At 38.8% G+C, this 25,831-nt stretch carries 21 protein-coding genes and 1 pseudogene; 6 read left to right on the forward strand and 16 right to left on the reverse strand.

Going from position 1 to position 25,831, the window contains the following annotated elements:
- Nucleotides 1-61: 61 nt before the first annotated feature.
- A complete protein-coding gene (locus C1642_RS08095) occupies nucleotides 62-1,594 on the reverse strand; it encodes a pyridoxal phosphate-dependent decarboxylase family protein (protein ID WP_000227395.1) in 1,533 nt (510 codons plus the stop codon).
- A 2-nt stretch (nucleotides 1,595-1,596) separates the two neighbouring features.
- Nucleotides 1,597-2,970, reverse strand: a complete 1,374-nt coding sequence (locus C1642_RS08100) for a diaminobutyrate--2-oxoglutarate transaminase (protein WP_000117540.1) — start codon at nucleotides 2,968-2,970, stop codon at nucleotides 1,597-1,599.
- Nucleotides 2,971-3,437: 467 nt separating this feature from the next.
- Here C1642_RS08100 and C1642_RS08105 point away from each other — a divergent pair, with 467 nt between their 5' ends.
- A complete protein-coding gene (locus tag C1642_RS08105; protein ID WP_001259423.1) occupies nucleotides 3,438-4,139 on the forward strand; it encodes an SIMPL domain-containing protein in 702 nt (233 codons plus the stop codon).
- Between the two features lie 54 nt (nucleotides 4,140-4,193).
- Here the strand turns inward: C1642_RS08105 and C1642_RS08110 are convergent, their stop codons facing one another.
- Nucleotides 4,194-4,826: a TetR/AcrR family transcriptional regulator gene (locus tag C1642_RS08110; RefSeq protein ID WP_000253006.1), complete on the reverse strand. Its 633-nt coding sequence runs from the start codon at nucleotides 4,824-4,826 to the stop codon at nucleotides 4,194-4,196.
- 120 nt (nucleotides 4,827-4,946) lie between these two features.
- On the opposite strand from C1642_RS08110, the gene C1642_RS08115 reads away from it, so the two are divergent.
- Nucleotides 4,947-5,411, forward strand: a complete 465-nt coding sequence (locus C1642_RS08115; RefSeq protein ID WP_000246245.1) for a hotdog fold domain-containing protein — start codon at nucleotides 4,947-4,949, stop codon at nucleotides 5,409-5,411.
- Nucleotides 5,412-5,443: 32 nt separating this feature from the next.
- Here the strand turns inward: C1642_RS08115 and C1642_RS08120 are convergent, their stop codons facing one another.
- Nucleotides 5,444-6,538, reverse strand: a complete 1,095-nt coding sequence (locus C1642_RS08120; protein WP_001057073.1) for a fatty acid desaturase family protein — start codon at nucleotides 6,536-6,538, stop codon at nucleotides 5,444-5,446.
- A 12-nt stretch (nucleotides 6,539-6,550) separates the two neighbouring features.
- Entirely contained in the window at nucleotides 6,551-7,621 is a 1,071-nt protein-coding gene (locus C1642_RS08125; protein WP_103236176.1) for a ferredoxin reductase, read from the reverse strand.
- 140 nt (nucleotides 7,622-7,761) lie between these two features.
- Between C1642_RS08125 and fabR the strand changes: the two genes are divergently transcribed.
- A complete protein-coding gene (gene fabR / locus C1642_RS08130) occupies nucleotides 7,762-8,457 on the forward strand; it encodes an HTH-type transcriptional repressor FabR (RefSeq protein ID WP_021511048.1) in 696 nt (231 codons plus the stop codon).
- Between the two features lie 166 nt (nucleotides 8,458-8,623).
- A complete protein-coding gene (locus C1642_RS08135) occupies nucleotides 8,624-9,640 on the forward strand; it encodes an AI-2E family transporter (protein ID WP_001191208.1) in 1,017 nt (338 codons plus the stop codon).
- Nucleotides 9,641-9,696: 56 nt separating this feature from the next.
- On the opposite strand, the gene rapA is transcribed toward C1642_RS08135, so the two are convergent.
- From rapA to C1642_RS08165, 6 genes and pseudogenes are all read right to left on the reverse strand, one after another.
- Nucleotides 9,697-12,534 (reverse strand): RNA polymerase-associated protein RapA, encoded by a 2,838-nt coding sequence (rapA, locus tag C1642_RS08140; protein WP_025467756.1) that lies wholly within the window; start codon nucleotides 12,532-12,534, stop codon nucleotides 9,697-9,699.
- A gap of 144 nt (nucleotides 12,535-12,678) precedes the next feature.
- Nucleotides 12,679-13,317, reverse strand: a complete 639-nt coding sequence (locus C1642_RS08145) for an RluA family pseudouridine synthase (RefSeq protein ID WP_001279315.1) — start codon at nucleotides 13,315-13,317, stop codon at nucleotides 12,679-12,681.
- 132 nt (nucleotides 13,318-13,449) lie between these two features.
- Entirely contained in the window at nucleotides 13,450-14,154 is a 705-nt protein-coding gene (locus tag C1642_RS08150) for a phosphopantetheine-binding protein (protein ID WP_000499854.1), read from the reverse strand.
- A gap of 61 nt (nucleotides 14,155-14,215) precedes the next feature.
- Nucleotides 14,216-15,509: pseudogene (gene hemL, locus C1642_RS08155) on the reverse strand (glutamate-1-semialdehyde 2,1-aminomutase).
- 42 nt (nucleotides 15,510-15,551) lie between these two features.
- Nucleotides 15,552-16,163, reverse strand: coding sequence for a thiamine phosphate synthase (thiE, locus tag C1642_RS08160; RefSeq protein WP_001214800.1), 612 nt, complete (start codon nucleotides 16,161-16,163; stop codon nucleotides 15,552-15,554).
- Nucleotides 16,164-16,279: 116 nt separating this feature from the next.
- Complete coding sequence (locus C1642_RS08165) at nucleotides 16,280-16,663, reverse strand: DUF962 domain-containing protein (RefSeq protein WP_086377799.1); 384 nt, start codon at nucleotides 16,661-16,663, stop codon at nucleotides 16,280-16,282.
- 165 nt (nucleotides 16,664-16,828) lie between these two features.
- Between C1642_RS08165 and C1642_RS08170 the strand changes: the two genes are divergently transcribed.
- The gene (locus tag C1642_RS08170) at nucleotides 16,829-18,292 is read left to right on the forward strand and encodes a CYTH and CHAD domain-containing protein (protein ID WP_031997826.1); all 1,464 of its coding nucleotides are present in this window, start codon (nucleotides 16,829-16,831) and stop codon (nucleotides 18,290-18,292) included.
- A gap of 35 nt (nucleotides 18,293-18,327) precedes the next feature.
- Here C1642_RS08170 and C1642_RS08175 read toward each other — a convergent pair whose 3' ends face one another.
- Nucleotides 18,328-18,960, reverse strand: coding sequence for a hypothetical protein (locus tag C1642_RS08175; RefSeq protein WP_001149995.1), 633 nt, complete (start codon nucleotides 18,958-18,960; stop codon nucleotides 18,328-18,330).
- 103 nt (nucleotides 18,961-19,063) lie between these two features.
- On the opposite strand from C1642_RS08175, the gene C1642_RS08180 reads away from it, so the two are divergent.
- On the forward strand, nucleotides 19,064-19,447 hold the full coding sequence (locus C1642_RS08180; protein WP_000078676.1) for a DUF3144 domain-containing protein: 384 nt from the start codon (nucleotides 19,064-19,066) through the stop codon (nucleotides 19,445-19,447).
- Nucleotides 19,448-19,504: 57 nt separating this feature from the next.
- Here the strand turns inward: C1642_RS08180 and C1642_RS08185 are convergent, their stop codons facing one another.
- From C1642_RS08185 to C1642_RS08200, 4 genes are all read right to left on the reverse strand, one after another.
- Nucleotides 19,505-22,267 carry a M16 family metallopeptidase gene (locus C1642_RS08185; protein WP_000480987.1) on the reverse strand — a complete coding sequence of 921 codons (2,763 nt, stop codon included), beginning with the start codon at nucleotides 22,265-22,267 and terminating at the stop codon, nucleotides 19,505-19,507.
- A 122-nt stretch (nucleotides 22,268-22,389) separates the two neighbouring features.
- Nucleotides 22,390-23,205 (reverse strand): PhzF family phenazine biosynthesis protein, encoded by an 816-nt coding sequence (locus C1642_RS08190; RefSeq protein WP_103236177.1) that lies wholly within the window; start codon nucleotides 23,203-23,205, stop codon nucleotides 22,390-22,392.
- A 148-nt stretch (nucleotides 23,206-23,353) separates the two neighbouring features.
- A complete protein-coding gene (locus C1642_RS08195; protein ID WP_001025080.1) occupies nucleotides 23,354-24,748 on the reverse strand; it encodes an L-cystine transporter in 1,395 nt (464 codons plus the stop codon).
- A 197-nt stretch (nucleotides 24,749-24,945) separates the two neighbouring features.
- Nucleotides 24,946-25,827 (reverse strand): LysR family transcriptional regulator, encoded by an 882-nt coding sequence (locus tag C1642_RS08200; protein WP_000925116.1) that lies wholly within the window; start codon nucleotides 25,825-25,827, stop codon nucleotides 24,946-24,948.
- Nucleotides 25,828-25,831: the final 4 nt, after the last annotated feature.

The raw sequence follows: 25,831 nt of genomic DNA on the forward strand, positions 1-25,831 counted from the left end.
AAAAATAATATGTAATAAAAAAGCCCGGCAATAAACCGAGCTTTTTAGGGTATCAACTCAATTAGTCGATTGGTGGTACGTAGTTACCAGAAGCAATCGCATCTTTAATGCGTTCAGCTTCAGCCAATACTTGAGCTAAAAGGTTCTTAACGTTGTCGACAGTTACTACAGGGCTTAATGTTGTCATCTTCAATGACTGTACATTACCAACTTTTGTTACACCAATATTTGCTTCACCACGTGCAAACAATTCATCTGCTACGTTTTGGTTCAAGCTATCGATAAACTCAACTGGGTAACCTTCCGGAACAACACGGAACAATACCGAAGCAAATTGTGGTTCAACTAAAAGCTCTAAACCTTCAGTTACCTTGATGTAATCTGCAACTTCACGAGTCAGTTTTACACCATGGTCAATCATTGAACCATATAGCTCTTCGCCGAGTGATTCAATGGTCATCCACAATTTTAAAGCATCAAAACGACGAGTCGTTTGTAATGATTTAGACACAAGGTTAGGTACGCCATGCTCTTCATCATAAGCAGAGTTCAAGTACTCAGCTTCATAATGCATGAAACGATAGTTCGCTTCATCTTTTAACAAGAACGCGCCACAACTGATGCTTTGGAAGTAATGCTTATGGAAGTCGAGAGTGATCGAATCAGACAACTCAATACCATCAAGCATTGCACGATAGTCATTTGATAAGATCAGTGCACCGCCCCACGCAGCATCGATATGCATCCATGAACCATACTTATTAGTAATTTCACGGATTTTTTTCAATGGATCAATTGCACCAGCATCGGTTGTACCTGCTGTCGCAACGACACAAGCAACAACTTTACCTTCAGCTTGAAGATGCGCCATTGTTTTTTCAAGAGCATCAACATCCATCTGTGCATTTTCATTCACAGGAACAGTCACAACTGACTGGAAGCCCATGCCCATCATTGCCATGTTCTTTTGCACAGAGAAATGCGCATTTTCAGAACAGATGACTTTGACGTTTTTCATTGCTTCAGCTGGAATACCATCACGCTGTACAGACCATGGGTTACCATTTTCGTCTTTCCAGTTTTTCGAGATACACCAGTCACGAGCAAGTAATACACCCATCAAGTTAGATTGAGTACCGCCAGAAGTGAAAACACCTGCCTGACCAGAACCGTAACCTACTTTTTGACGCAACCAATCAATAAGCTGCACTTCCATTAATGAACCTGCCGGGCTTTGATCCCATGAGTCCATAGACTGGTTAGTTGCATTGATTAACACTTCCGCGATCTGGCTCATCACCATGGTTGGGCAGTGTAAATGTGCTAATGAATGTGGATGATGTACTTTCAAGCTTTTATTCAAGAAAAGCTCAATCATACGTTGAAGAGATTGTTGTACACCCATACCTTCTTTTGAAGGTTGGAAAGAAATTGCTGAACGCAACTCTTTAATGCTACCGCCTGTGTACATTTTTTCATTTTGCAACCATGCTGAAACGGCTTTTACCGCTTCGCCCATTGCTGACTCATAGTCAGCAATGGATTGTGCATCATTGCAGAGTAACGCTTTACGATGTTCTGCAAAATCCACCATACTTACGCGCCTCGCACTGCAACCAATGCTTCTGCAACTGCTTTCTTAAAGCGAGCAATTACTTCTACACACTCTTCTTGAGTAATGATGAGTGGGCAAAGTAAACGAATTACTGTACCGTTACGACCACCTTTTTCAAGCAATAACTTGTTGTTAAAGCAAGCAGTCTGGATCGCAGCCGCTAACTGAGAGTCAGCAGGGTGAGAACCGATACGGTCAGCAGGTTTACGCTCGTCAACGATTTCAACACCAATCATTAAACCGCGGCCACGTACGTTACCGATACATGGGAATTCAGTAGCTAATTTTTTCAATTCAGCTTGTAAGAATTCACCACGCTCTTGTGCATTTTGAGCAAGGTTTTGTTCCTTGATCGTTTCTAATACAACAAGACCTGTACCCATAGCAAGTTGGTTACCACGGAAAGTACCAGTGTGGCCAGCAGGCTGCCAAGCATCAAATTTACGCTTAATGCCTAATACTGCAAGTGGTAAACCACCACCTACTGCTTTAGACATTACAACGACATCAGGTTCAATACCGGCATGTTCAAATGCAAACATTTTGCCTGAACGAGCAAAGCCTGCTTGAACTTCGTCTAAAATTAAAACGATGTTGTGCTTTTCAGTCACTTCACGGATTTTTTGCAACCATTTTACTGGAGCTGTAACAACACCGCCTTCACCTTGAATTGCTTCAAGAATAACAGCAGCAGGCTTAGTTACACCGCTTTCAACATCTTCAATAAAGTTTTCGAAATAGTAAGTTAAAGCGTCAACACCAGCTTCACCACCTAGACCAAGTGGGCAGCGATATTCATGCGGATATGGCATGAATTGTACACCTGGCATTAAGCCATTCACTGCATTTTTTGCACTTAAGTTACCAGTCATTGCAAGTGAACCATGAGTCATACCATGGTAACCACCAGAGAAACTGATCACTGAGCTACGGCCAGTGTAAGTTTTAGCAAGTTTAATTGCTGCCTCAGTCGCATCTGCACCAGAAGGACCACAGAACTGTAAGCAATATTCTTCTTTACCACCTGGTAAATATGCTAACAACGCTTCAGTAAACGCATCTTTTAAAGGTGTGGTTAAGTCTAAAGTATGCAATGGCAAACCACTTGCCAATGTGTCTTGAATACTTTGAATCACCGCAGGATGATTATGACCTAAAGCCAATGTACCTGCCCCAGCTAAACAATCAAGGTACTGTGTACCTTCAACATCAGTAACCCAGCAACCTTGTGCTTTCGCTATCGCTAACGGTAATTTACGTGGATAGCTACGAACATTCGATTCCATTTGACTTTGGCGAGTCAAATAATATTCGTTGGTAGCATTAGTGGCAGGGTTGACAGAAGTAACGCTCATATCGGATTACCATCTCTGATAAGGGTAGAAAGAAATAAGTCTGGTGACTTTTGGTCCTTTGACTCGGTGCTTTATAGAACTAGCGAAGACACATATTTTATATCTTGTAACTAGGAGCGCGATGATACCTAATTTTGCAAGAAAAAAAACGTCTTTTGTGTACTTTACTCATCTAATCTTATTGAAAAATTGTATTATCCCAATAGTTATGATGAATTATCATCATACTATGTGACAACCTAAAGAAAATATTCTTTTTTTATATTCGTGTGATTTTTTAAGTTACATTGAAACACTTTAATTCTAAGTTTTTTATTTTTAAAGAATTTTATTCTTACCAAAAATTAAAAAACTTGATTTAAATATTACAAATACCCCACAAAATCTGCAAAAGTTATGCATAACTTATGTTTAACATTTCTTAATGAAAAAAATTAAATTTATATTAATTTTTAAAGGATAAATTTATGCGTACTTTAGCAATATCTACTCTTCTCCTTGGTACGGTACTCAGCCCTATGGTTTTTGCCCAAGATGATAATGCCCTTCACTACAATATTGTAAATGTTCAAGCAGAAGCTTCTCGCCAAGTTTCAAACGATGAAATGCATGCAACTTTATATATTGAAAAAAGCAATAAGCAGCCTGCAGAACTTTCAAACCAAATTAACCAGTTAATGAACCAAGCACTCGCAACTTCGCGTAAATACCCACAAGTGAAAGTGGAAACTGGTGCCCAAAGCACTTATCCAATTTATGACAATGACAGTAATAAATTAAAAGAATGGCGTGGCCGCGCGGAAATTCGTCTAGAAAGTAAAGATTTTAAAGCTGCTAGCCAATTAATTAATGAGTTACAACAAAGCTTTCAAACTCAATCCATTAATTTTAGCGTTTCAGATGAGCAACGTAAAAAAGTTGAGAATGAATTGATGGTAGAAGCATCTAAAAACTTTCAACAGCGTGCGCAAATGTTGACTCAAGCATGGAATAAAAGCCAATATTCTTTGGTCACTCTAAACCTGAACACGAATAATTATTTTCCTCAACCTGTAATGCGTGCCAGCCTAGCTAAGTTCGCTGCTGCTGAAGCGGCACCAGCTCAAGACATGGCTGCTGGTGAGTCTAAAATTACTGTAAATGCAAACGGTTCAATCCAGTTTAAATAATTCATTTTTCAATCTAAAACCGCATTCTTCATGCGGTTTTTTTATTGCTCGCTATTAATGTTCTAAACGCAAATCCTGTAATGAATTCCAAGCTGCTTTTGCCAGAATTTCTCTATAGTCTTTGGGGTCAGCTTTTACACGTTGTGATAACCAAGCACGACAATAGCTCTCTGTAGAACCAATCACTAATGAAAGCAAAAGTTCATGTGGAATTAAACTAAATGCTTTAAATTCTTCAAAGTTTGAAATCAAGCTAAATATCTTTTGGTTTCTACTCTTATTTTTTTGTGTAAGTTGTTGCTGTTCCTCCCCCTCTATAATGTTAAAACGCGCAGTAATTAAGAATTTTGCAAATTCCGGTTGCTCACTTACCCAGTCCACATAACTATAAATTAGAGCTTCTACAACATCTTTTAATGTTTTGGACTGTTTTAAATATTCATCTCTCAGAGCTGTTTGATCATCTAAAGCTGAAAAAAATAAGGCCGCAACTATACCCTCTTTATTTTTAAAATGATGATAAATCGCCCCAACGCTACTTTCTGATTTGGCACGAATCATTTCAATACTAGTCGTTTCAATGCCCTGCTCTAAAAAACAATCTAAAGCATCTAATAATATTTGTCGTTTTAAAGCAGCTCTTCTTCCAGGATATAAGCGTTCTAATAAATTTTGAGCAGATACCATTTTGTATTCTCTGACCAGTCATCGGAGATATTTTGAATGACTTGACGCATATTTGTAAACAGAACTATATTCTTAAACAGAATAATATTCTGTATTTTTAAAATTAAAGGAAGTCAAATTATGGCAACCACATTAGAGCTCTGGAATAAAGTAACTGCTTTTCCTAAAGGCAAGTGGACTTTCTCTCGTATGCTGTGCTTAAAAGCACCTTATTTCGGCAGTATTTCCCCTCTTTTTATTGAGTTAAAACCGAATTATTGCGAAATTTCTATTAAGAAGAAGCGTTCTGTGCTTAACCACATTGGAACAGTCCATGCGATTGCGATGTGTAATATGGCTGAACTGGCGGGTGGAACAATGACAGAAGTTACTGTCCCATCTACCCATCGCTGGATTCCAAAAGGAATGACTGTTGAATATTTAAAAAAAGCTGAAACAGACTTAATTGCAATTGCTACACCAGTGGAAGCTGATTATAACTGGGAAAAAGCTGGAGAATATTTAGTCAACGTAGATATTTACGACACTCACAAAGATAAAGTATTTCAAGCCACAATTACCATGTGGATTTCTAAAAAGAAATAAAAAAAGCCCTGAATTCTCAGGGCTCTTTTATCTTATTTTTTAAATGGGAACGCATATTTCACAATACGTCCAACCACTTGTCCAAACTGCTTAACAAAGCTGGCATTGTTATAGTTCAAGCCATATTTCTTACAAACCGCCTCAACTTTTGGAGCCATTTGGCGATAACGACGAGCAGGAATATCTGGGAATAAGTGATGTTCAATTTGATGACTTAAGTGACCAGACAAAATATGGAATGCTTCTGAACCTGTTAAGTTAGAAGAACCACGAATTTGGCGCATATACCAGTGTCCACGGCTTTCTTCTTGTAAAACAGATTTTGGAAACACTTCTGCATCTTTCGTGAAATGACCACAGAAAATAATACTAAAGGTCCAGATATTACGAAGACCATTTGCGACCAAGTTACCTGTAAATACTGGTAATGCTGCCGGCCCTGCAATAAGAGGGAAGAAAACATAATCTTTAAAGAGTTGCTTGCCAATCTTTTTATTAACTGGTTTTAACTCTTCTAAAAATTGTGCCTTAGTTTTACGCTTGTAAAGTACACGCCCAATTTCAAGATTCTGAATTGCTACGCCCCACTGGAACAATAAGCAAAATGGAATACTGTAAATAGGCTGCAATAAGAACCCAGGCTTCCAACGTTGCTCAGGGAATAAGCGAAGTAAGCCATAACCAATGTCATCATCAATACCTTTAATATTGGTATAAGTATGATGTTTATAGTTATGGGTTTGACGCCAGTTATCAGAGGTACCTACAGTATCCCATTCATAAGTTTGACCATTAAATTTCGGGTCATTCATCCAGTCATATTGACCGTGCATAACATTATGGCCGAGCTCCATGTTCTCCATAATTTTAGAGAAACCTAATAAACCCGTACCTAAAATCCACGCTGGCGGGAACCAACCTGCAAATAAACAAGCCCGGCCTAAAAAGCTACTATAACGAATAGCAGCATAGACACGGCGGATATATTTAGCGTCTTTTTCACCCAAATCATCCAATACTTCTTGTTTGATCTGATCAAGCTCTTTTGCAAATGCTTCAAGTTCTGCTGGAGTCAAATCTCGATTTTTAGGATTTTTAAAATATTCGACTTTCACTGGCATATTCATAAGAGTTCTCTCTTAAAGATCAATAACTAGATCGGATTGTGCTGAGTTCACACAAATTTTAAGTAATTGGCTTGGTTCCGTATTTTGGCTACCGTTTAGTAAATTACGTGTAGAACCTTGCGTTTTACTACAAACACATTTATTACAAATTCCCATACGACAGCCATGTGTCGGCTTAAGGCCTTCATGCTCAAGGCTGACCAAAATGGATTGGCCTTTAGGAATTGCAATCACTTTATTAGACTGGGTTAATGTGACATTCACATAACCAATGTCATCCGCAGAACTTTCATTAGTTAAACTAAATGCTTCAGTAAGTACAGTTAGTGCTTTTTCAAAAAGCTGTTCAACAGTTGAAACAAAACCCGATGGACCACATGCATAAACTGTGCTGTTTTCAATACCTTCAACCAGTGCAAGATGTTCGGCATTTAAACGTTCATCATTTGGCGTTTCTTGTGTGTAAAACACCTGATAGCTAAAGTTTGGGTTTTGTTCAGCCACTTGTTCAAAGTACTCTGTAAAAGCAGCATCAGAACGTTGTTTGACCCAATATAAAAGCTGAACCTGCGTTTTTTCTAACTGTTGGCTTTGCTTAATTGCTGTGATTAAGCTCAACATTGGTGTAATACCACTACCAGCAGCCAACATAATTAATTTCGGTGTCTGGATGTTTTGTTGCATGTCACCATAAGGCTGCCCAAGCTCAAAAACATCACCAATTTTGCTTTCTGCAATAAACCAGTTACTGACAATACCATCAGCAACTTTTTTAACTGTTAAACGTAAGTGCTCTGCATCAATTTGCGTCAAGCTATAAGTACGTTCATAGCGACGGCCCGCGATTTCAACAATCACTGGATGATGTTGACCTGCTGCGCCCATTTTCACCAAGCGGTTGCATTTTAATGTCAGGCTCACAGTGTCATGAGCTACGAATTCTTTTTTTACAATTTGAACTAGTCCATGCTGCACAGACCATAAAGGATTTATTTTTTGTAGCCAGAAGTTCGCCATATTTTTGTCAAATACAGCTTGTGTTAATGAATTGAATAGAGAATTTCTCTTTTCGATTGCTTGCATAACTGAGGGCTCTGTCGCTCTTTTTTAATTATTATACACATGTATATATATTTGTATATACACTCGTACTTTTAATTACAATTTCACAAGTTCCCTGTCTAACGCTATAATCCAGACAGTTTAAGAATATATTGAAAAACATGACCCAAACCTCACTTTCTCAGAGCCCAAATGACACAACCTCATCACAAGATGTCATTGAAATAAAAACAGTAACGCGTTCTGTTGGAAGAAAAGCGACGATTACGAAAGAAGAACTTTTTCAGGCAGCTCTTAACCTGATTGGTCCACAAAAAAGTATTGCCTCACTCAGCTTACGAGAAGTTGCAAGAGAAGCCGGTATTGCCCCAAACAGTTTTTATCGTCACTTTAAAGATATTGATGAGTTAGCTATTTCACTCATTGACCGTGCCGGTATCGTTTTACGTAAAATTATTCGTCAAGCTCGCCTTCGTGCATCTTTGCAAGACAGCATTATTCGTAGTTCTGTAGAAATTTTTCTGCAACAGCTGGATGCTGATGAAGGTAATTTAAGTTTATTGTTGCGAGAAGGTTTTACAGGTTCCGCTTCTTATAAAGCTGCTGTAGATCGACAGCTCAACTTCTTTCAGCAAGAGCTACAAGAAGATTTAATTCGCTTAGAACGCCTCAATAACAATCATCTATACCATCCTGAACTTGTTGCAAAAGCAATTACACAACTTGTTTTTCACATGGGTGCCAAAGTGATTGACCTTCCTATTGATCAGCGTGCGGAAGTCGCAGAACAAACAATGGTTATGATCAGAATGATTTTAGAAGGTGCCCGTCATCTAGACGAAGCAAAAATAAGATAGATTCCACATAAAATGGTTTGTGATTTTACAAGCCATTTTTTATACACCTGTGCCTGCTGATTAATAAAAATATAAACCATAGATTGAAGCAGCTTAGATGCAAGAGTATAAGTAAATAATTCTAGCAATACATATCAATACTTCCCCACGTTATTCAGGGATTCACATGCAAAGTTTGAGTAATCGTCAAAGCCTGATTGCAAGCTATATTCTGATGGGCATTTTTTTGCTTTCGGTTATCCCCTTGCATCTCTTAGCAAGTTTTTTTGCAGGCTTTCTCATTTATGAAATTATTATTAGTTTAAGCTCTATTGTTGAACGTTATATTGATGGTCAAAGAGCCCGCATTTTTATTAGTATTTTATTAAGTATTATTACTATTTCTCTTCTTGCCTTTTTCATTACAAGTTTAATTAGCTTTGTAGTTTATGATTTAAAAGGAGTCGGTTTACATAGTATTAACGGTAAAGTCGACCAAACACTACTGCACTTACAAGCGGAGATTGGGAAATATTTACCGGGCTATATTCCAGATAGCGTTACAGAACTGAAAGATGAAATATTCGCGTTTATGAAAGATAACGTGACTACATTAAAAAATGCCAGTTCCGATATTTTGCATAATCTAGTGACTATGGTGATGGGTCTTATTATCGGTATATTGGTTGCTATTCACGGCTTTCACCGACGTACACCCCAACCTGTTTTCAAATCCTTACTGATCCAACGTATTCAAAAATTATCAATTTCTTTTAGAAATGTAGTTTTTGCACAAATTAAAATTTCAGCGATTAATACGCTACTCTTTATATTATTTGCTTTTGTACTATTGCCGATCTGGGGTGTTCACTTACCTTTCGCCAAAACCTTAACCATTCTTACCTTTATGTTTGGCTTAATTCCAATTTTAGGGAATTTAATTTCAAATACTTTAACTTTTATTGCGGCTCTTACAATTTCACTCGGTCTAGCAGGTGTTGCTCTACTCTACCTCGTATTAGTTCACAAGTTAGAATACTTTATTAATGCCAAAATTATTGGTCATAAAATTAATGCCAATGCATGGGAAATTTTATTGGCCATGTTAATTTTCGAGTCAATCTTTGGCTTAAGTGGCTTAATTGCAGCACCGATTTTCTATGCTTATTTAAAACTAGAATTAAAAGATGCCAGATTGATTTAACTTAAATTTACTCAATAAAAAAAGCGCCTGTGTGGCGCTTTTTTATTACTTATTGCTTATGGTTTAACTACTACAAGCACTTGAATCGCTTCAGGTGTTACGGTTAAGCCATCAAGCAAGCTTAAACCTTCTTTTTGCAACTTCTGTAAGCGCTCAATTTCGTCTTGGCGAATGCTCGGGTTGAACTGTTTTAAGTAAGTTAAACGATCAATCTCATATTGCCATTTATTACCATAATGCTCTTTTGCCTGCTGTTGAAGCTGAGGTAAACCTTCTTTAGCAATATCAAGCGCTTGTTTATAACGCTCTTCAATCACTTCACGGCGGGCTTTAACCACTTGGCGGCAACTATTGCCATCTAAGTGATGCAAATAAGGTTTTAAAATGGTTGGATCAATCTTTTCAGATAAGTCCTGACCATTCTCACTTAACAATACGCGAATAAGTTGTTTTGGTAAGCTTGATGGCAAGTTCAAGGATTTTGGTGCCACCACATCAACTTTAAACCAGACTTCAAGTAAAACCGAACCTTGCTTTAATGCATTGGACTTAAGCACAGCAACATTGGTACTACCAAATGATTGTGTGCGGATCATTTCCATGACACTTTCAATAAACGGATGTTCCAAAGTTAGATACTGAGCGTCTTCACGCATTTGCGCTTGGTCACGATAGAAAGTCGCAGTCATACCTTCTTCGTCTAATGCCAAACCTTGCACTTGCATCTGGTCGGTTGGACGAATAATGACTGTACCGTTACTTTGCTCATCAAAGTCAATATTAGTTGAAGACATGAAACGCTTCACAAACATAGGCAGCGTTGTGTTGTCATCATAGTCTTCTAACGCTTGAACAATTTCTTGTGCAACGATAGGACGGCATGAATTGTACTCAAGCAGACGATCTCGACCAGCTTGTAACTCTGCTTCTAAAGCTTGGCGTTGAACATTAACTTCTTCAAGTAAATCTTCAAATGTTTGACCTTGGTCGGCAAGCAAGCAATCTTTTAATTCAACAATAAAGTTTTCTTGTAGCGTTTGAGCCGTTGGAGAAATATTGCTGAAAATATTTAATGCTTCATTATACCAACGGAACATACGCTCTTGAGCGGTGCCCATTAAATACGGTACATGAATCTGGATACGGTTTTCTTGACCAATACGGTCTAAACGACCAATACGTTGTTCTAAAACGTCAGGGTTTGCAGGCAAATCAAATAAAATTAAATCACTCGCAAACTGGAAGTTACGGCCTTCTGAACCAATTTCTGAACAAAGTAAGATTTGAGCACCGTAGCTTTCTTCTGCAAAGTAAGCAGCCGCTTGGTCACGCTCAAGCAAACTCATACCTTCATGGAACATGGCTGTACGAATACCTGCATGCAAACGAAGCGCACTTTCTAAAGACTCGACAACAGGACCACTACGGGCAATTAAAAGAACTTTTTTATGCTTAAGTTCTTTACGTAGAATTTCCATTAACCACGGTACACGCGGATCATTTTGCATCCATGAGCCATCAATTTGTGCTTCTTCTGGCCACATTTGTTCGCGTAATTTACCGTCTTTTGACCAATCTGCTGGCGCAGGTAAAGGCGCAGGTTGGCAATCACGGCCAGGGAAGCCTTGAATCGCTTCACGCGTATTACGGAATAAAATACGACCTGTACCGTGACGGTCTAACAACTCATGAATCGCTCTGAAACGTTGCTCAGGTTGGTCTTCAATTGAATGACCTAACAAACCTTCTAAAGCAGATAAATGCTCTTGAGTTAAAGGCTCATCCGACATAAGCACTTCTGCAACTTGCGCAGTTTGCTGATATTGAGCTTCTTCATCCAAGAAACGCTCTAAACTGCTAAAGCGCTGTGGATCTAACAAACGTAAACGCGCAAAGTGACTTTCCACACCCAGCTGTTCAGGCGTTGCAGTAAGCAACAATACACCTGCCGTATTTTCAGCAAGCTCTTCAACCAAGTCGTAACGATCGTTACCACCCTCTTCTTCGCTCCACATCAAGTGATGTGCTTCATCGACGACGAGTAAATCGAAACCAGCTTCTAATGCTTGCTCACGCAAATCGTCATGGTCCACCATCAAGTCGACGCTGGCAATAATGCATTGCTCAGTTAAGAACGGGTTAAGTTCTGGATCATGTTCTTTGATAGATGCAGTACGGGTTAAATCAAACAGAGAAAATTGCAAATTGAAACGGCGTCGCATTTCAATCATCCACTGATACTGAAGAGAATCAGGGACTAAAATCAGGATACGTTCAGAACGGCCGGTTTTAAGCTGTTGGTGGATAATTAAACCAGCTTCAATTGTTTTACCTAAACCTACTTCATCAGCAAGTAAAACACGCGGTGCGAAACGTTTACCGACTTCATGTGCAATATAGAGCTGATGCGGAATTAAACCTACACGCGCCCCAACCAAGCCGCGTAATGGGCTGGTTTGCATTTGCGCCTGCATCAGCATTGCTTCAATGCGTAGGTCATACCACTCTTTATAATCAATCTGGCTTGCCAGCAAACGATCTAAAGGTTTTGATAATTGAATTTGTGCACCAATACGTGTTTCGTTTAGCGCTTTACGTTCTTGCTCGCCATTTTCTAAAGTACGAACCACGTTATAACGCAAAACACCATGACGGTCTTCAACCGACTCAACAATCCACTTCTGACCTTCTTGGTCTTGAACCTCATCATTTGTGTTAAAGATGATGCGAGAAAGCGGTGCATTGTTGCGTGCATAAACACGCGTTTCATCACTTTTGGGGAATAAAATGCTGACAGATCTTTCATCTACATCAATAAGAACGCCTAAACCGAGCTCAGTCTCTGTATCTGATAGCCAACGTTGACCAATAGCATACTGCTGCAATTTTTCCACCTTTTTCTCAAGTTCGCACTACATATTGTACGATGCAAAGTAGCTTATTTTTGCATCTTTTTATGTAGTCTTTAAAGCAAAATTTTGCAGCAAAAACCAATTAAATTGTTTCGCTACAAAAATTACTCATCGAAAGTTTTTACATTAAAACGGTACAGGACAGTTAAAAGTTAATGATTCCCCTGTGACAGGATGATTAAAGCTTAACTGTTTAGCATGCAAGCACAGACGAGGAACAAGTAATTGTTCCGGTGTTGCATACAATGTATCACCTACAATTGGATGTCCCAGATATTGCATGTGTACACGGAGTTGATGAGAACGACCGGTAATCGGTGTTAATTTGACACGCGTAACCGGTTGTCCTTGAATCTGGAAATGTTCAATTGCCTGCCAATGTGTTAAAGCAGGTTTGTTATGAGAAGCATCGACAATATGTAAAGGTGGTCGACTCGGGTCATAGACGACAGGGATATCAACTGTCCCTTCACCCTCTAAATGACCAGCAACTAGCGCTTCATATATTTTCGAAGTTTGACGGTCTTGAAATTGGCGTGCAATCGCACTCTGTCCACGCTTAGATAACCCAAAAACCAAAATACCCGAAGTATCACGGTCAAGGCGGTGAATGAGCAAAGTTCGTGGTTCAATTGCCACCAGTCTTGTCAAAACGCTGTCATGTAAATCACCTTTCCCTGGCACACTCAAGATGTCCGAAGGTTTATGAATCACCATAAAATCATCATCACGATAGATCAGATGTTCACTTAGAAAATCACTCAAAGTTGTATTCCCAAGGCAAGATGAAAAACAAGCGGGCAATAATAAAAAGCTTACGTCCGAATTACAATGCCGTTCGGGTAAATTAACGACAGAATTTGCAAATATTATGAATCACATTACGGCTAAAGCCGATTAGCGCTTCAATAACTGCATAATATGTTGCAATGTAGGAGTTTGCATCAACTCATCAACAGTTAGGCTCGCACCATTAGCACGCCATAATTCCACCAAATAATTGACTCCCGAAGCGTCTAGACCATAGTTTCTTAAATCTATTTCGGGATGAATTTCCATTGGATGTCGCCCTATCTGTTCAGCAACTGCCAATAAAATTCCTTTATCGGACAACACCTGTAATGACGGCGCACTTAAAGACCATAAGCGCATTAAAGTCTGCGTGTTTATATGTTGAATATGGTCAAAACTTATTTTTTCAATCCATTGTATATGCTGCTCTAAACTACTCGCCAAGATTGCATCATTTACAACAGCTACATAATCGGTAATGGATAAAACAAGCTGCATGACTTGCTTAAATAGCGGTGATAAATTCCCCGCCATAATTACCTGTGCCTGAGTGTTTGATGACAAGTGCTGCCCAAGCTGTAACATGGCCTGTTGAAGTTGAGATGACTGAATCATCATGACCGGAATTTCGAGTGCTTGTGCTCTTTTACTTAGTATTTCTAAATGATCGGCTAATGGCTGATGCGCCCAATCAGATATATTTTCAAGATCATCTAGCCCGACTAGGAGCAATATGCTTTGCGTAGATTCAATAGGCCAATTTGAAGTACTTGCGGCTAACTGGATTTTTCGAGGTAAGGGATAAAACATTGTTCTCTACAAATATAAAATAGCTCAAATTAAAAAGCCCGTTTAAAACGGGCCTTTTTGCTTACTTCATTTCGGCAAAGGTTTCTTTTGCAGCCTGAATGGTAAATTCGATATCTTCATCAGAATGAGCAGATGAAATAAAGCCTGCTTCAAATGCTGACGGTGCCAAGTTTACGCCACGTTTTAACATGCCATGGAAGAACTTTTTGAAAGCTTCAATATCACATGCCAACATAGAGTCAAAGCTTGTGATGTCTTCTTGGTCAGTAAAGTAAAGCCCAAACATTGCGCCAGCTTGCTGAGTTTTAAATGGAATACCCGCTTCATCTGCTGCTGCTTGTAAACCTGCAAGTAACTTTTCAAGTTGAGCAGATAACTTGCTGTAAAAGTCCGGTTGACGTAAATGTTTAAACATTTCGATACCAGCGCGCATAGCAAGTGGATTACCAGATAAAGTCCCCGCTTGGTATACACCCCCTAAAGGTGCGATGCACTCCATGATTTCACGCTTACCGCCAAAGGCACCTACAGGTAAACCAGCACCAATAATTTTACCTAAAGTCGTTAAGTCAGGTTTAACGTTATAAACTGACTGAGCACCGCCTAATGCAACGCGGAAACCTGTCATTACTTCGTCAATAATAAATACAGATTTGTATTCATCACACACATCACGAATCGCTTGTAAGAAACCATCAATTGGTTTCACCATATTCATGTTACCTGCGACAGGTTCAATAATGACGCCTGCAATTTCATGACCAAATTTAGCAAAGCATTCTTTTAATGCTGCAACATCGTTATATGGCAGTGTTAAAGTGTGTTTAGCGAAATCAGCTGGTACACCTTTTGATGTTGGTTCGCCCTCACCTTTAGTTAATAAACCAGAACCTGCTTTTACTAACAATGAGTCAGAGTGTCCGTGGTAACAACCTTCAAACTTCACGATCTTGTCCCAGTATAACCACGTGCTAAACGAATAGCAGTCATAGTCGCTTCTGTACCAGAGTTGGTCATACGTACCAATTCAATAGATGGCATGATTTCACAAATGATATCTGCCAATGTTGTTTCATGTACGGTTGGTGCACCAAAACTTAAGCCATCTTCTGCTGCTGTTTGCACAGCCTTAATAATATCCGGATGAGCATGGCCCAAAATCATTGGTCCCCAAGAGCCAACATAATCTACATAGCGCTTACCATCTACATCCCACAAATACGCACCTTTGGCTTCTCAATGAAAACCGGTGTGCCTCCAACGCCATTAAAGGCACGTACCGGAGAGTTCACACCACCTGGAATGTGTTTGCTGGCTTGTTTAAATAACTGTTCTTGCTTTGGAGATAAACTCATGGAAATGCTCGTCTTAAATATCTAAAAAATAATTTTGAAAGCTTAAGAAAATAATTGTGCCCACGCTTGTACACGGGCAGGAATTTCAGCAGTTGATCGACCTAATATATCACTAATGACTGCACAGAGGTCAGCTCCAGCCTCAATCACGGGTTTTGAATTTTCAACAGTCAAACCACCAATTGCACAAATAGGTAAATCATATTGAGCTGCTGCTTGCTTAATCACTTCTATACCTACATTGCCAGCTTCCGGTTTAGTGGCAGTTGCATAAACCGCACCAAAGGCAACATAAGTTGCGCCATCGGCAATTGCTTTTTGAGCAAGCTCTAAAGAGTTTAAGCAAGTACGGCCAATAATGACACCTTCTGGTAACTGCGATTTTGCATCGGTAATTTCACCGTCACTTTGGCCTAAATGCACACCTAAACCAAACTGAGCAGCCAGTTTTAGGTCATCATTAATGACAAAAGGAATCTGATATTTTTCACATAACTGTTTAATCTGTTCAACTTCAGCAGGCTGTTCGGCTTTGTCTATTTTTTTACGGCGGTACTGTAAAATTGCGATTTGACGGGTTGCGAGTGCGGCGTCTAATTTTTCTAATAATAATTGGATTGGGTCATCATTGGTAATGAGGTATAAACCGCGCATACTCTACTCTCGCTTTTTAAAAACTTCGCTAGTATAACGGATTTATAAGTCATCATAAGTACCGATTGATATAGGCTTACCAGTACCAATCGGTATATTAAAAATAGAAATAAAAATTAACTTGGAATTTTATCGTGCTTGCGATCAATTAAACTTAATCGACCAGTCGCAACATCAGAGAGCATTCGCCAATCAGAAATAAAGCTATAAAGTGGCTGTTTAAAGCTCGCAGGTTTATTTTTCTCAAACATAAAATGTCCAACCCATGCACATGCATAGCCAGAAACTAAACCATAGAGTGAGTATTTGGCCTGTTTCTTACGAATAGCTTTTGAAAAAAAGTATAGACCAATGCTACTGCCCACCGCATGTAAGCGCCTACTCATAATGTTACGGTGTTCAGTTAAATAAAAACGATAAAATTCCTGATAGTTTTTAATAGGTAATTCAAACTCTGGCTGAGTTTCATGATTAAAATTTACGGGTGCATTCACGATCATCTTCCTGATTTTTATTTGATCAAAACATCACCTGATTGTACACCTAAATAAAAGTGTAGCGTCATATGTTTGATTGTAACTTTCTCTATCAAAAACATTATTTTTAGCGCTAAGCTATTATACTTATTCAAGATAGTTTAAATACCTGATTCAGGGAGATCTGTTATGGTTGAAGTTGAGCTTAAGTTTCAGTTACCTGAATCGAAGAAAAAAACCGTCCAGCAATATTTAAAAAAACATAAAGCACAGTATATTCATTTACAGGCCAAGTATTACGATACGCCAGACCGCCTACTTGCAAAAAATGGTATGGCCTTACGCTTACGTAAAGAAAATGATCTGTGGGTACAAACCTTTAAGGCTGCCGGCCAAAGTCATTTACATCGTGTCGAAGAAGAAGTTTTTTTAGGAAAATGCGATCAAGAACCTGACTTAAACCTTGAGTTATATAAAGACAATAAAGCCGTCACAGATTTGATTACTCAAGCTTTAGGCTCTGAAGTCGAAAAGCTAAGCTTACAGTTTGAGACTGATGTACAACGTACCTATCATGTTTTTGAAGCAGATGACACAGCAATTGAAGTCTGTCTTGATGACGGCGCCGTAAAAACAGCAACCGCACAAAGCAAAATTTGCGAAGTTGAGTTCGAACTTAAACAAGGTGCAGTTAAAACACTTATTCAATTTGCTCAGCAATGGATTAATCGTTATGAACTTTGGCTCGATGTGAGAAGTAAAGCCGAGCGCGGTAATTTACTCGCATTGGGGCAAGCTGCTTCACCGGCTGTTCACGCAAAAAATCTGAACTTAGATAAAGACATTTCAGCAGAACAGGCACTCAAAAAGATTGTAGAAAACTGTTTGGGACAATTCTTGCCTAACATGGCCGCAATTGCCGATGGAGTTGCCGAGGCTGAGCACATTCATCAGGCACGTGTAAGCTTACGCCGTTTACGTAGTGCACTAAAACATTTTTCAGCATGGTCAGACGAGTTAAACCCGGTGTGGGAAGAGCAAATTGCCGAACTGTTCCGTCAGCTTGGGGACACGCGAGATGAAGATGCTATTCGTACCGAAATTTTACCTATGATTGTGCAGCATGGTTCACCTGAGCTTTTACTTCCGATCTCTGAACAGCCATTAAAAGATCTTGCCACACTGTTTAAATCAGCAGACACCATTAAGCTTATACTTGCCTTATTAGCATTTGCTTATTCAGAAGAAGACGATCAAAACGCCAAAGGAAAATTGAAAAAATATATAGGAAAAAGCTTAGATAAGTTACATCATCAAGTGGTGAGTAATGCCAATCATTTCACTGAGCTTGAAGTCACCGAACAGCACAGAACGCGCAAGAAAGCCAAACAGCTTCGTTACTGCATTGAGTTTATATCGAGCTTATATCCTCGTAAAAATGTTCAGCAGTTTTTAAAACAATTACAGCCTGTGCAAAATACTTTAGGACTTTATAACGACTTATTTATTGCCGAAGATCTATTTAATAAAACGATTGAACACGACCCACATTTTTGGTTTGCATTAGGATGGGTTAAAGCCAAACAACCTTATTTACAAAATCAGTCTGCCGAAGCTTTGCAAAAATTTAAACAGGCAAAAACATTTTGGTAAGAATCTTGAAGTCGCGGCAAATATGCCGCGACTTTTTATCTATATTTACCAAATACTTTCCATACACCGTTATCTGCTAATGGATCGCTATAGCTATCACTACGCTGTTTTCTTGGTTTATCGCGAGCATCGACGAGTTTAAAGTGTGGCTCTACCCCTAACACAATACCATTGGTATAAAACCGTGAACGCGTATATTCACTTTGACCATGCTGGAATACATACGTCCGTAAATCAATAAATTCACGGTGTGCAACTAGCGCTGCTGTATCATCACTTTGCAACCATTCTTGCATGGTAAATATCTGGTCTGTGTCAAACTGCCCACATTTTTCAATAAGACTGGCCACACCACGGAAAGTTTTTGATTCTTTTGCGCGTGTTTTATTAATCCGAATTCGGTCTACATGGAAAAAGAATAAGGGTAAGTTTAGATGGCTTGGTAAATGAATTGCATCTGGTAATTCATCTTCCATAAAAGGTTGAAAAAGCTCTTGTGCCCTTTCTATTAAATCTTTCCATTGTTGGTAATAGGCCAAGACTTCTTCTTGCAAACCATAATAAATTGGCAGCCCTTCTACATGCTCCAAATATTGGGGTGGAAAAATATGCTGGCGTAATAAAGCAATGTCTGTTTTTAGACTTTGAACGGCAATTGCATCTTGCATATTAAAACTCCCAATACTTAGGCTATTTACAGACTAAGGCAAAGGTTTTGTTTCCGCAAGGCTTTGCCTATAATAAGCAGCTCTATTTTTGCGGGAATAAGTCATGTCTCAAAAGATTAATGCAACAGATATTACTGAAGAAGAAGCGTTAAATGCTGTTTTCTTTGAGCGTGCGGATGAATTCATTAAACAAGCAAATGATTTTTGTCGCCCGCCTAAAGGCCAAAAGCCAGACCCGGCTGAGCTTCGCGGTCAAGTGAGCGCAGCCATGTTATTTGCAACTGCTCGTTTTAATACATGGGTGGCTGCTAATAATTTTAAAGATGGTAATGAAATGCGTGATGCAAAAGATCAGGTGATGTCTTACCTTCTTCAACAGTTCCAAATGATGCTTGAAGATAACTTTGATGAGTATTGTGAACAGTTCGATAACTACTTACGTTTCCGTAAGAATGAAGATTTTCATACTCACAAACACGACCATTAAAATATTTTAACACTCAAATAAAAAGCCACTTCATGTGGCTTTTTATTTGGCAATTATTTACTGCTTTTGTGCTTGACCATACTGGTCAGCCATAACTTCAACAAGATTTGAAGGTTTAATATATTTTTTAATAACTGCGTTCACATCAGCAACCGTTAACTTTGTTAACTCTTGGTCATGTTTAACACGGTCAAGTAATGTTTTACCTGACTCAAGCTCTAGATTTAACATACCGTGGATATTACGTTCATCTTCTAAGGCAGTAACACGTTTCTTCATAATATCCGCCTTCGCTGCTGCAAGCTCCTGCTCTGTAATACCATGAGTAATTAAGTCATTTAAAACCTTATGAACTGAAGCAGAAACTTGTGCCGAGCGACCAGCCGTATAATTTGCACTAATGCTTAACGCACCTACATTCGTGTCTCGATCTAATTGCAAACCAGTACCAAAACCATATACCAATGCATTTTTTTCACGAAGCTCTTGAGCCAAACGTGATGAAATTTGAGATTCACCCAAAATGTAATTCATTAAAATTAATGCAGAAGCGTCAGGATGGTTTTTCCCAACTGGTAAGGCAAGTACGCTTTGATAACTACCAAACTCACGTTGTTCAGATAAGACATGTACTTGCTGAGCAGGGAAATCAACGTGCTGAATCAAGATTTTTTCATACGGTTGTTTGCTATTCCAGCTTCCGAACTCTTGATTCAATAGCTTTTTCATTTTTTGGGCATCAAATGCACCTGTAATCGCAATTTGCGCATGATTCATGGCAAAGAAATGCTGATAAAGCTCTTTGACTTGTTCTTGAGTCACATTCTTTAATTGTTTTTTAGCCAGCTCCGGTTCAAAGTGATAACGCAAATCACCTGGCTGGTATTCTTCTACTAAGCGAGATAATGTTAGACCTGCTACCACATCCGGTTCTGTATAAGGACGATCAAGACTAGATAAGCTTTGAGATTTAATTAAATCAAATTGAGATTGTTCAAATTTAGGATTTTTCATGACCTCTAGAACAAACTTGAAAAACTCATCGAACTTTTCAGTTTTAGATTGAATATTAATGGTCATGCCATTGCCATCGGCACTCGCATAAGCTGCGCCACCTGCATCAATCGATTTATCGGCAATATCTTGCAAGCTATATTTATCAGAACCGCGAAGCAATAAATATGAAGTTAAATCAACAACCGTACCTTTATCGAATAAAGATTTCTCTGTACCAAAATCCATAGTAATGGTGGCATAGGTACGATCATCACGGGTTTCTACAGGGAATAAAGCATACTTCATTCCATTTTTAAGCTTTCCGCGAAGGATTTTTTTCTCATTACTTTCGGCATATTGCTTAGACGTTTTTAAAAACTCGGCAACTTCTTGTTGATAAACTTTCGGATCTTTTAAAGGCTCTGCTTTAACATCTGTTTGATCTAATGTTTTAGGCTTATCTTTTGCGTCGAGTTGTAATGCTTTCTTTTGGTCTTCTGGTGTTGGCAAAATATCGCCATCAATACGATGACCTGCAACAAGGAACTGTTTTAAGGTTTGATTTACCTCATTGAGCTTCACTTTATCAATTGAATCTAAATCTTTAAAATATTGGTCCCATTGCCCATCCGCTACAGTGTAATCACTTAAACGGGAACCCAAAGCAACGGCATCTTTATTGACTAACTCACCTTGCGTTTTCATTAAGCTTTTTACACGATTTAGCTCAGTCTCTGTAAAAGGTTTACCCTTTTCAATTCCAGAGAGCAAAGCGCTTTCAACTTTTTTAGGGTCATTTTTTGGTGAATAAATAGCACCTAAAAATACGACGTTAAAATCTTGATCTAGCCATGTTGATGCCTGAACGTCTGTACTAACACCTGTTTCAACCATATTTTGGTACAAATGACCACTTGGCTGCATGGTATACAACATAGGTGCGAAAGCCAGTTCCGGTTGAATTTTTGTGTTTTTACCATCCATATAGATATGGAATTTGGCCAAATCACTGCCCTTTTTCACCACAAACTCACGGTTTTTGAGTTTTGTAGAATCTAACACAGGTACTTGAACAGGCTTAGGCACAGCTCGCGCAGGAATTGGGCTAAAATATTGGTCTATCGTTTTCAAAACATCAGTTTTATCAAACTTGCCTGAAATCACCATGACCGCATTATTAGGCGCATACCAACTGCGATAGAACTGGTTCAACTCAGGCATTTTAATTGACTTAAGCTCAGGTAAATCACCAATCGGTAATCGACCTAGATATTGATTACCATAAGCCGACTTCCACATTTGATCCATCAAGACAGCAAAAGGCTGATCCATACGGACTTCACGTTCACGCTTTACGATTTCAATTTCAGAAGGCACAAATTTTTCTTGTAGAACTAATTTGTCCATGCGCTCAGATTCAAGGTACAGCACTTGATCAAGTGCTGTTTTTTCTGGACGGACAATATTGGTGTATTTGGTTGAATAGTAATCCGTGCTCGCATTCGTCATTAACGTATATTGATCTAAACGGCGTTGGAATTCTTCACCTTTTACATTTTGCGTGCCTTTAAATGCTAAATGTTCGAGTAAATGTGCTAAACCACTTTTACCCTGTGGATCATTTAAAGAACCCGTTAAATAAATGGTATTAATAAAGATTTTATTTTCTTTGTCATTCGGCGCAAGCACTACCCGAAAACCATTATCTAATTTATATTCCTCAACATTTTGCTTACTTTTTACTAATGTTGTTTGTGCAAAAGAGGCAGCACTTAAACCAAAAATACATAGGGAGAGAGTCAGTTGTTTAAACTGCATAAACATATAAATACCAATTAATTTGAATAATAAAAAATCAATAGTTGTGTGACTATAGTAGGAAATTTGAGCTGACTTTCATAGTAAAGATTTGAAAAAAAAGCCGTTTATTTAAACGGCCTTATATTTTAAGGAAAAATTTCGGCTTGCATATAAAGTTTGCCATATCCCGAAATTTCAATACGTTCCTGATTTAAGACATTACAATACAATACGCCTCCACGGCTAGAAGCCTGATAGGCCACAATATTATTTTTAGCGAGTTTCTCTGCCCATAGTGGCGCTATTGCGGTATGAATTGAACCAGTAACCGGGTCTTCATCAATGCCTGCGACAGGTGCAAAATAACGAGAAACACAGTCATATTGATCGTCAGCTTTTGAGGTGATTGCAACATCCATTGCTGTAGTTGTAATTGCAGTCCGCTTACCTAAGGCTTTAAGTAAGTTCATGTCAGGTTGCTCATCTAACACATCTTGCACTGACTCATATTCAACAATGTAGGCTTGAATATTTTGATAAACCGCTTTAAAAGGTTTTGTTAATGCTTGACGTAAAATAGCCGGATAATCTTCAACTTGCTGAGCTTTACGAATTGGAAAATCCATTCTGATTTTGCCGTCTTCATCTTGATGAACTACAAACAAACCTAAGTTTCGTACATGAAAATTAAGAGTCTTTTTCTCAGTAAAATCTTTAAATAATACGAAAGCACTCGCAAGAGTCGCATGCCCGCAAAAATCCACCTCAACCGTTGGAGTAAACCAGCGTATTTCATAATTTTCAGAGTCTATAATTTTTACAAAAGCAGTCTCAGATAAGTTATTTTCAAGTGCTATCTTTTGCATTAAATCTGCATTTGGCCACTCTTTTCCAATAATCACAGCAGCCGGATTTCCACGAAATAGCTCTTTGGTAAAAGCATCGACTTGATACATTTTCATGTTAGTGCTCTCTTTCTTAATAGGCTCATTTTCGAAAATTATTTAAAAGAAAAATAGATACAGTTTTTTAAAAATTAACATCACAGTTGCAAGTTACACATATAAAAAAACGGCTCATCCAGAGTGGAGAGCCGTTTAATATTAACTCTTAATGATGTTGAGTTAATTCAATTTCATCTTCGCTATTCATTATAGCTTTGTCGGTCTGCCCCATAAATTGGCTTGTAACTACACCAGCAGTCATCGAACCATTTACGTTTAACGCAGTACGTCCCATATCAATGAGTGGTTCAATTGAAATAAGAAGAGCAACCAATGTTACAGGTAAGCCCATAGCAGGAAGTACGATCAATGCTGCGAAAGTTGCACCACCACCAACGCCGGCTACGCCAATTGAACTTAAAGTCACAATACCCACTAACGAAGCAATCCACATTGGGTCTAGGGTGTTAATACCCATAGTTGGCGCAACCATGACTGCGAGCATGGCTGGATATAAACCCGCACAACCATTTTGTCCAATAGTGGCACCAAAAGAAGCAGAGAAACTTGCAATAGACTCAGGCACGCCCAAACGACGAGTTTGCGCCTCAATGCTAAGTGGAATACTTGCAGCACTTGAACGACTCGTAAACGCGAATGTTAGAACCGGAGCAACTTTCTTGAAGAACTTAAGTGGAGAAACACCGGTCAGAGTCAAAATAATGGCATGCACGACGAACATAATCGCCAAACCTAAATAAGACGCCACCAAGAAACCACCTAGGTTCAAGATATCTGCGACATTTGAACTTGCCACAACTTTCGTCATTAGGGCAAAAACACCATATGGTGTAAGTGTCATCACTAAACGAACAAGCTTCATTACCCAAGACTGTAATGTTTGAATAGCCGTCAGAATACGTTGACCTTTTTCTGCGTCATCTTTCATTAGGTTGAGTGCTGCTATCCCTAAAAAGACAGCAAAGATAACCACGCTAATAATTGAAGTCGGATTTGCACCCGTTAACTCAGCAAAAGGGTTACTCGGAATAAAAGAAAGAATAAATTGCGGTACGCTTAAGTCTGTTACTTTACCCACATAGTCGGTCTGAATTGCAGTAAGTCGAGCTGTTTCAGCCGCTCCTTGTACCAAACCTTTGGCAGTTAAACCAAACAAGTTCGTCACAAATACCCCAACCAGCGCAGCGATGAGTGTGGTAAATAACAAAGTCCCGATGGTGTAGAAGCTGATTTTTCCTAAAGAAGAAGCTTGGTGTAGCTTCGCTACCGCACCTAAAATCGAAACAAAGACCAAAGGCATCACGACCATTTGTAAAAGTTTTACATAGCCGTTACCAACAATATTAAACCAGCTAATAGATTCAGCAAGAATCGGATGGCCACCGCCATAAATCAAATGTAGTCCTAAACCAAACACTACACCTAAAATTAAGCCAGCTAGAACTTTTTTAGATAAGCTCCAGTCCGTTTTACGTGTTTGGGCGAGTAAAAATATTAACCCGACAAAAACCACAATATTGATGATTAAGGGTATATTCATTCCCAAACTCCAAATTATTGCTTGTGTCATCTTTTAAGGGGGCATATTTGACCATAGCCGGCCTATATAAACTACCCTTTTCAACAATTTTCTAGCATGCAGATCATTACCGATCTGAATGAGAATATAAAATGACTTTTAAATACATATATATCACTTTTAAAACATAAGTTACGTTAGATATTTATGTATAAAAATTAAGCGCATTTCTGTATAAATTGTTGCTCAATAAAACAAATAAATTGCTTTAAATTACTGCCCCATGTTTCAGGAGGCTGGGCGACCAAATAAGTAGTGAAATGTGCAGATTCAGTGTTAATTTCAAAACAACTTAATGAGACTTTATCGGCTACTTTATTCAGATATGACTTTGGCAATAAAGCAAAACCGACACCTAATTCCACACAGCTTACAATGCCATCCAGACTGCCCATTTCCATAATTTGCGAAGGTGGCACACTGTGATCATTTAAAAACAACTCAATTGCATGCCGATAGGAACATCCTTGTCGAAATGCAATAAATCGAGTCTTTGCGAGGGTGGCAATGTCGGGAAAATCAATTTGTTGTTTTGGGCAAACCAAAACCAGTTGTTCTTGCCACACCGGAAAACTATATAGCTCTGGAATCACATATTTAGAAGCGACAAAAGCACAATCGACTTCTCCTTGTTGCACAGCATTTAACAAATATCCTGTCGGGTGAGTTTGAAGTTCAAGCGGCAAATTCGGATGTTGCTGCATACATTCATTAAGCAATTGCGGAAGTCGTATTGCTGCTGTCGTTTCCATACTGCCCAAACGAATAGTTTCATTCGGGTCAATATCACCTTCTCGGAAGATTGTCTTCGCTTTATTATGCAGTGCGATCATTTGCACAGCATAACTATGTAGCTGGTGTCCTGCATTGGTTAATGTAACGGGGTTATGACGATTTAATAAAATCACACCTAATTCTTCTTCAAGCTTTTTCACGTGGCTCGTGATATTGGATTGAACCGTACACATCTTTTGTGCAGCCAATGAAAAACTTCCACTCTCTGCAACCGCTAAAAAAAACTCTAAAGACTTAAGCAACATGCCA

This window comes from Acinetobacter sp. AKBS16 (assembly GCF_002899995.1).
Taxonomy (GTDB): Bacteria; Pseudomonadota; Gammaproteobacteria; order Pseudomonadales; family Moraxellaceae; genus Acinetobacter; species Acinetobacter baumannii.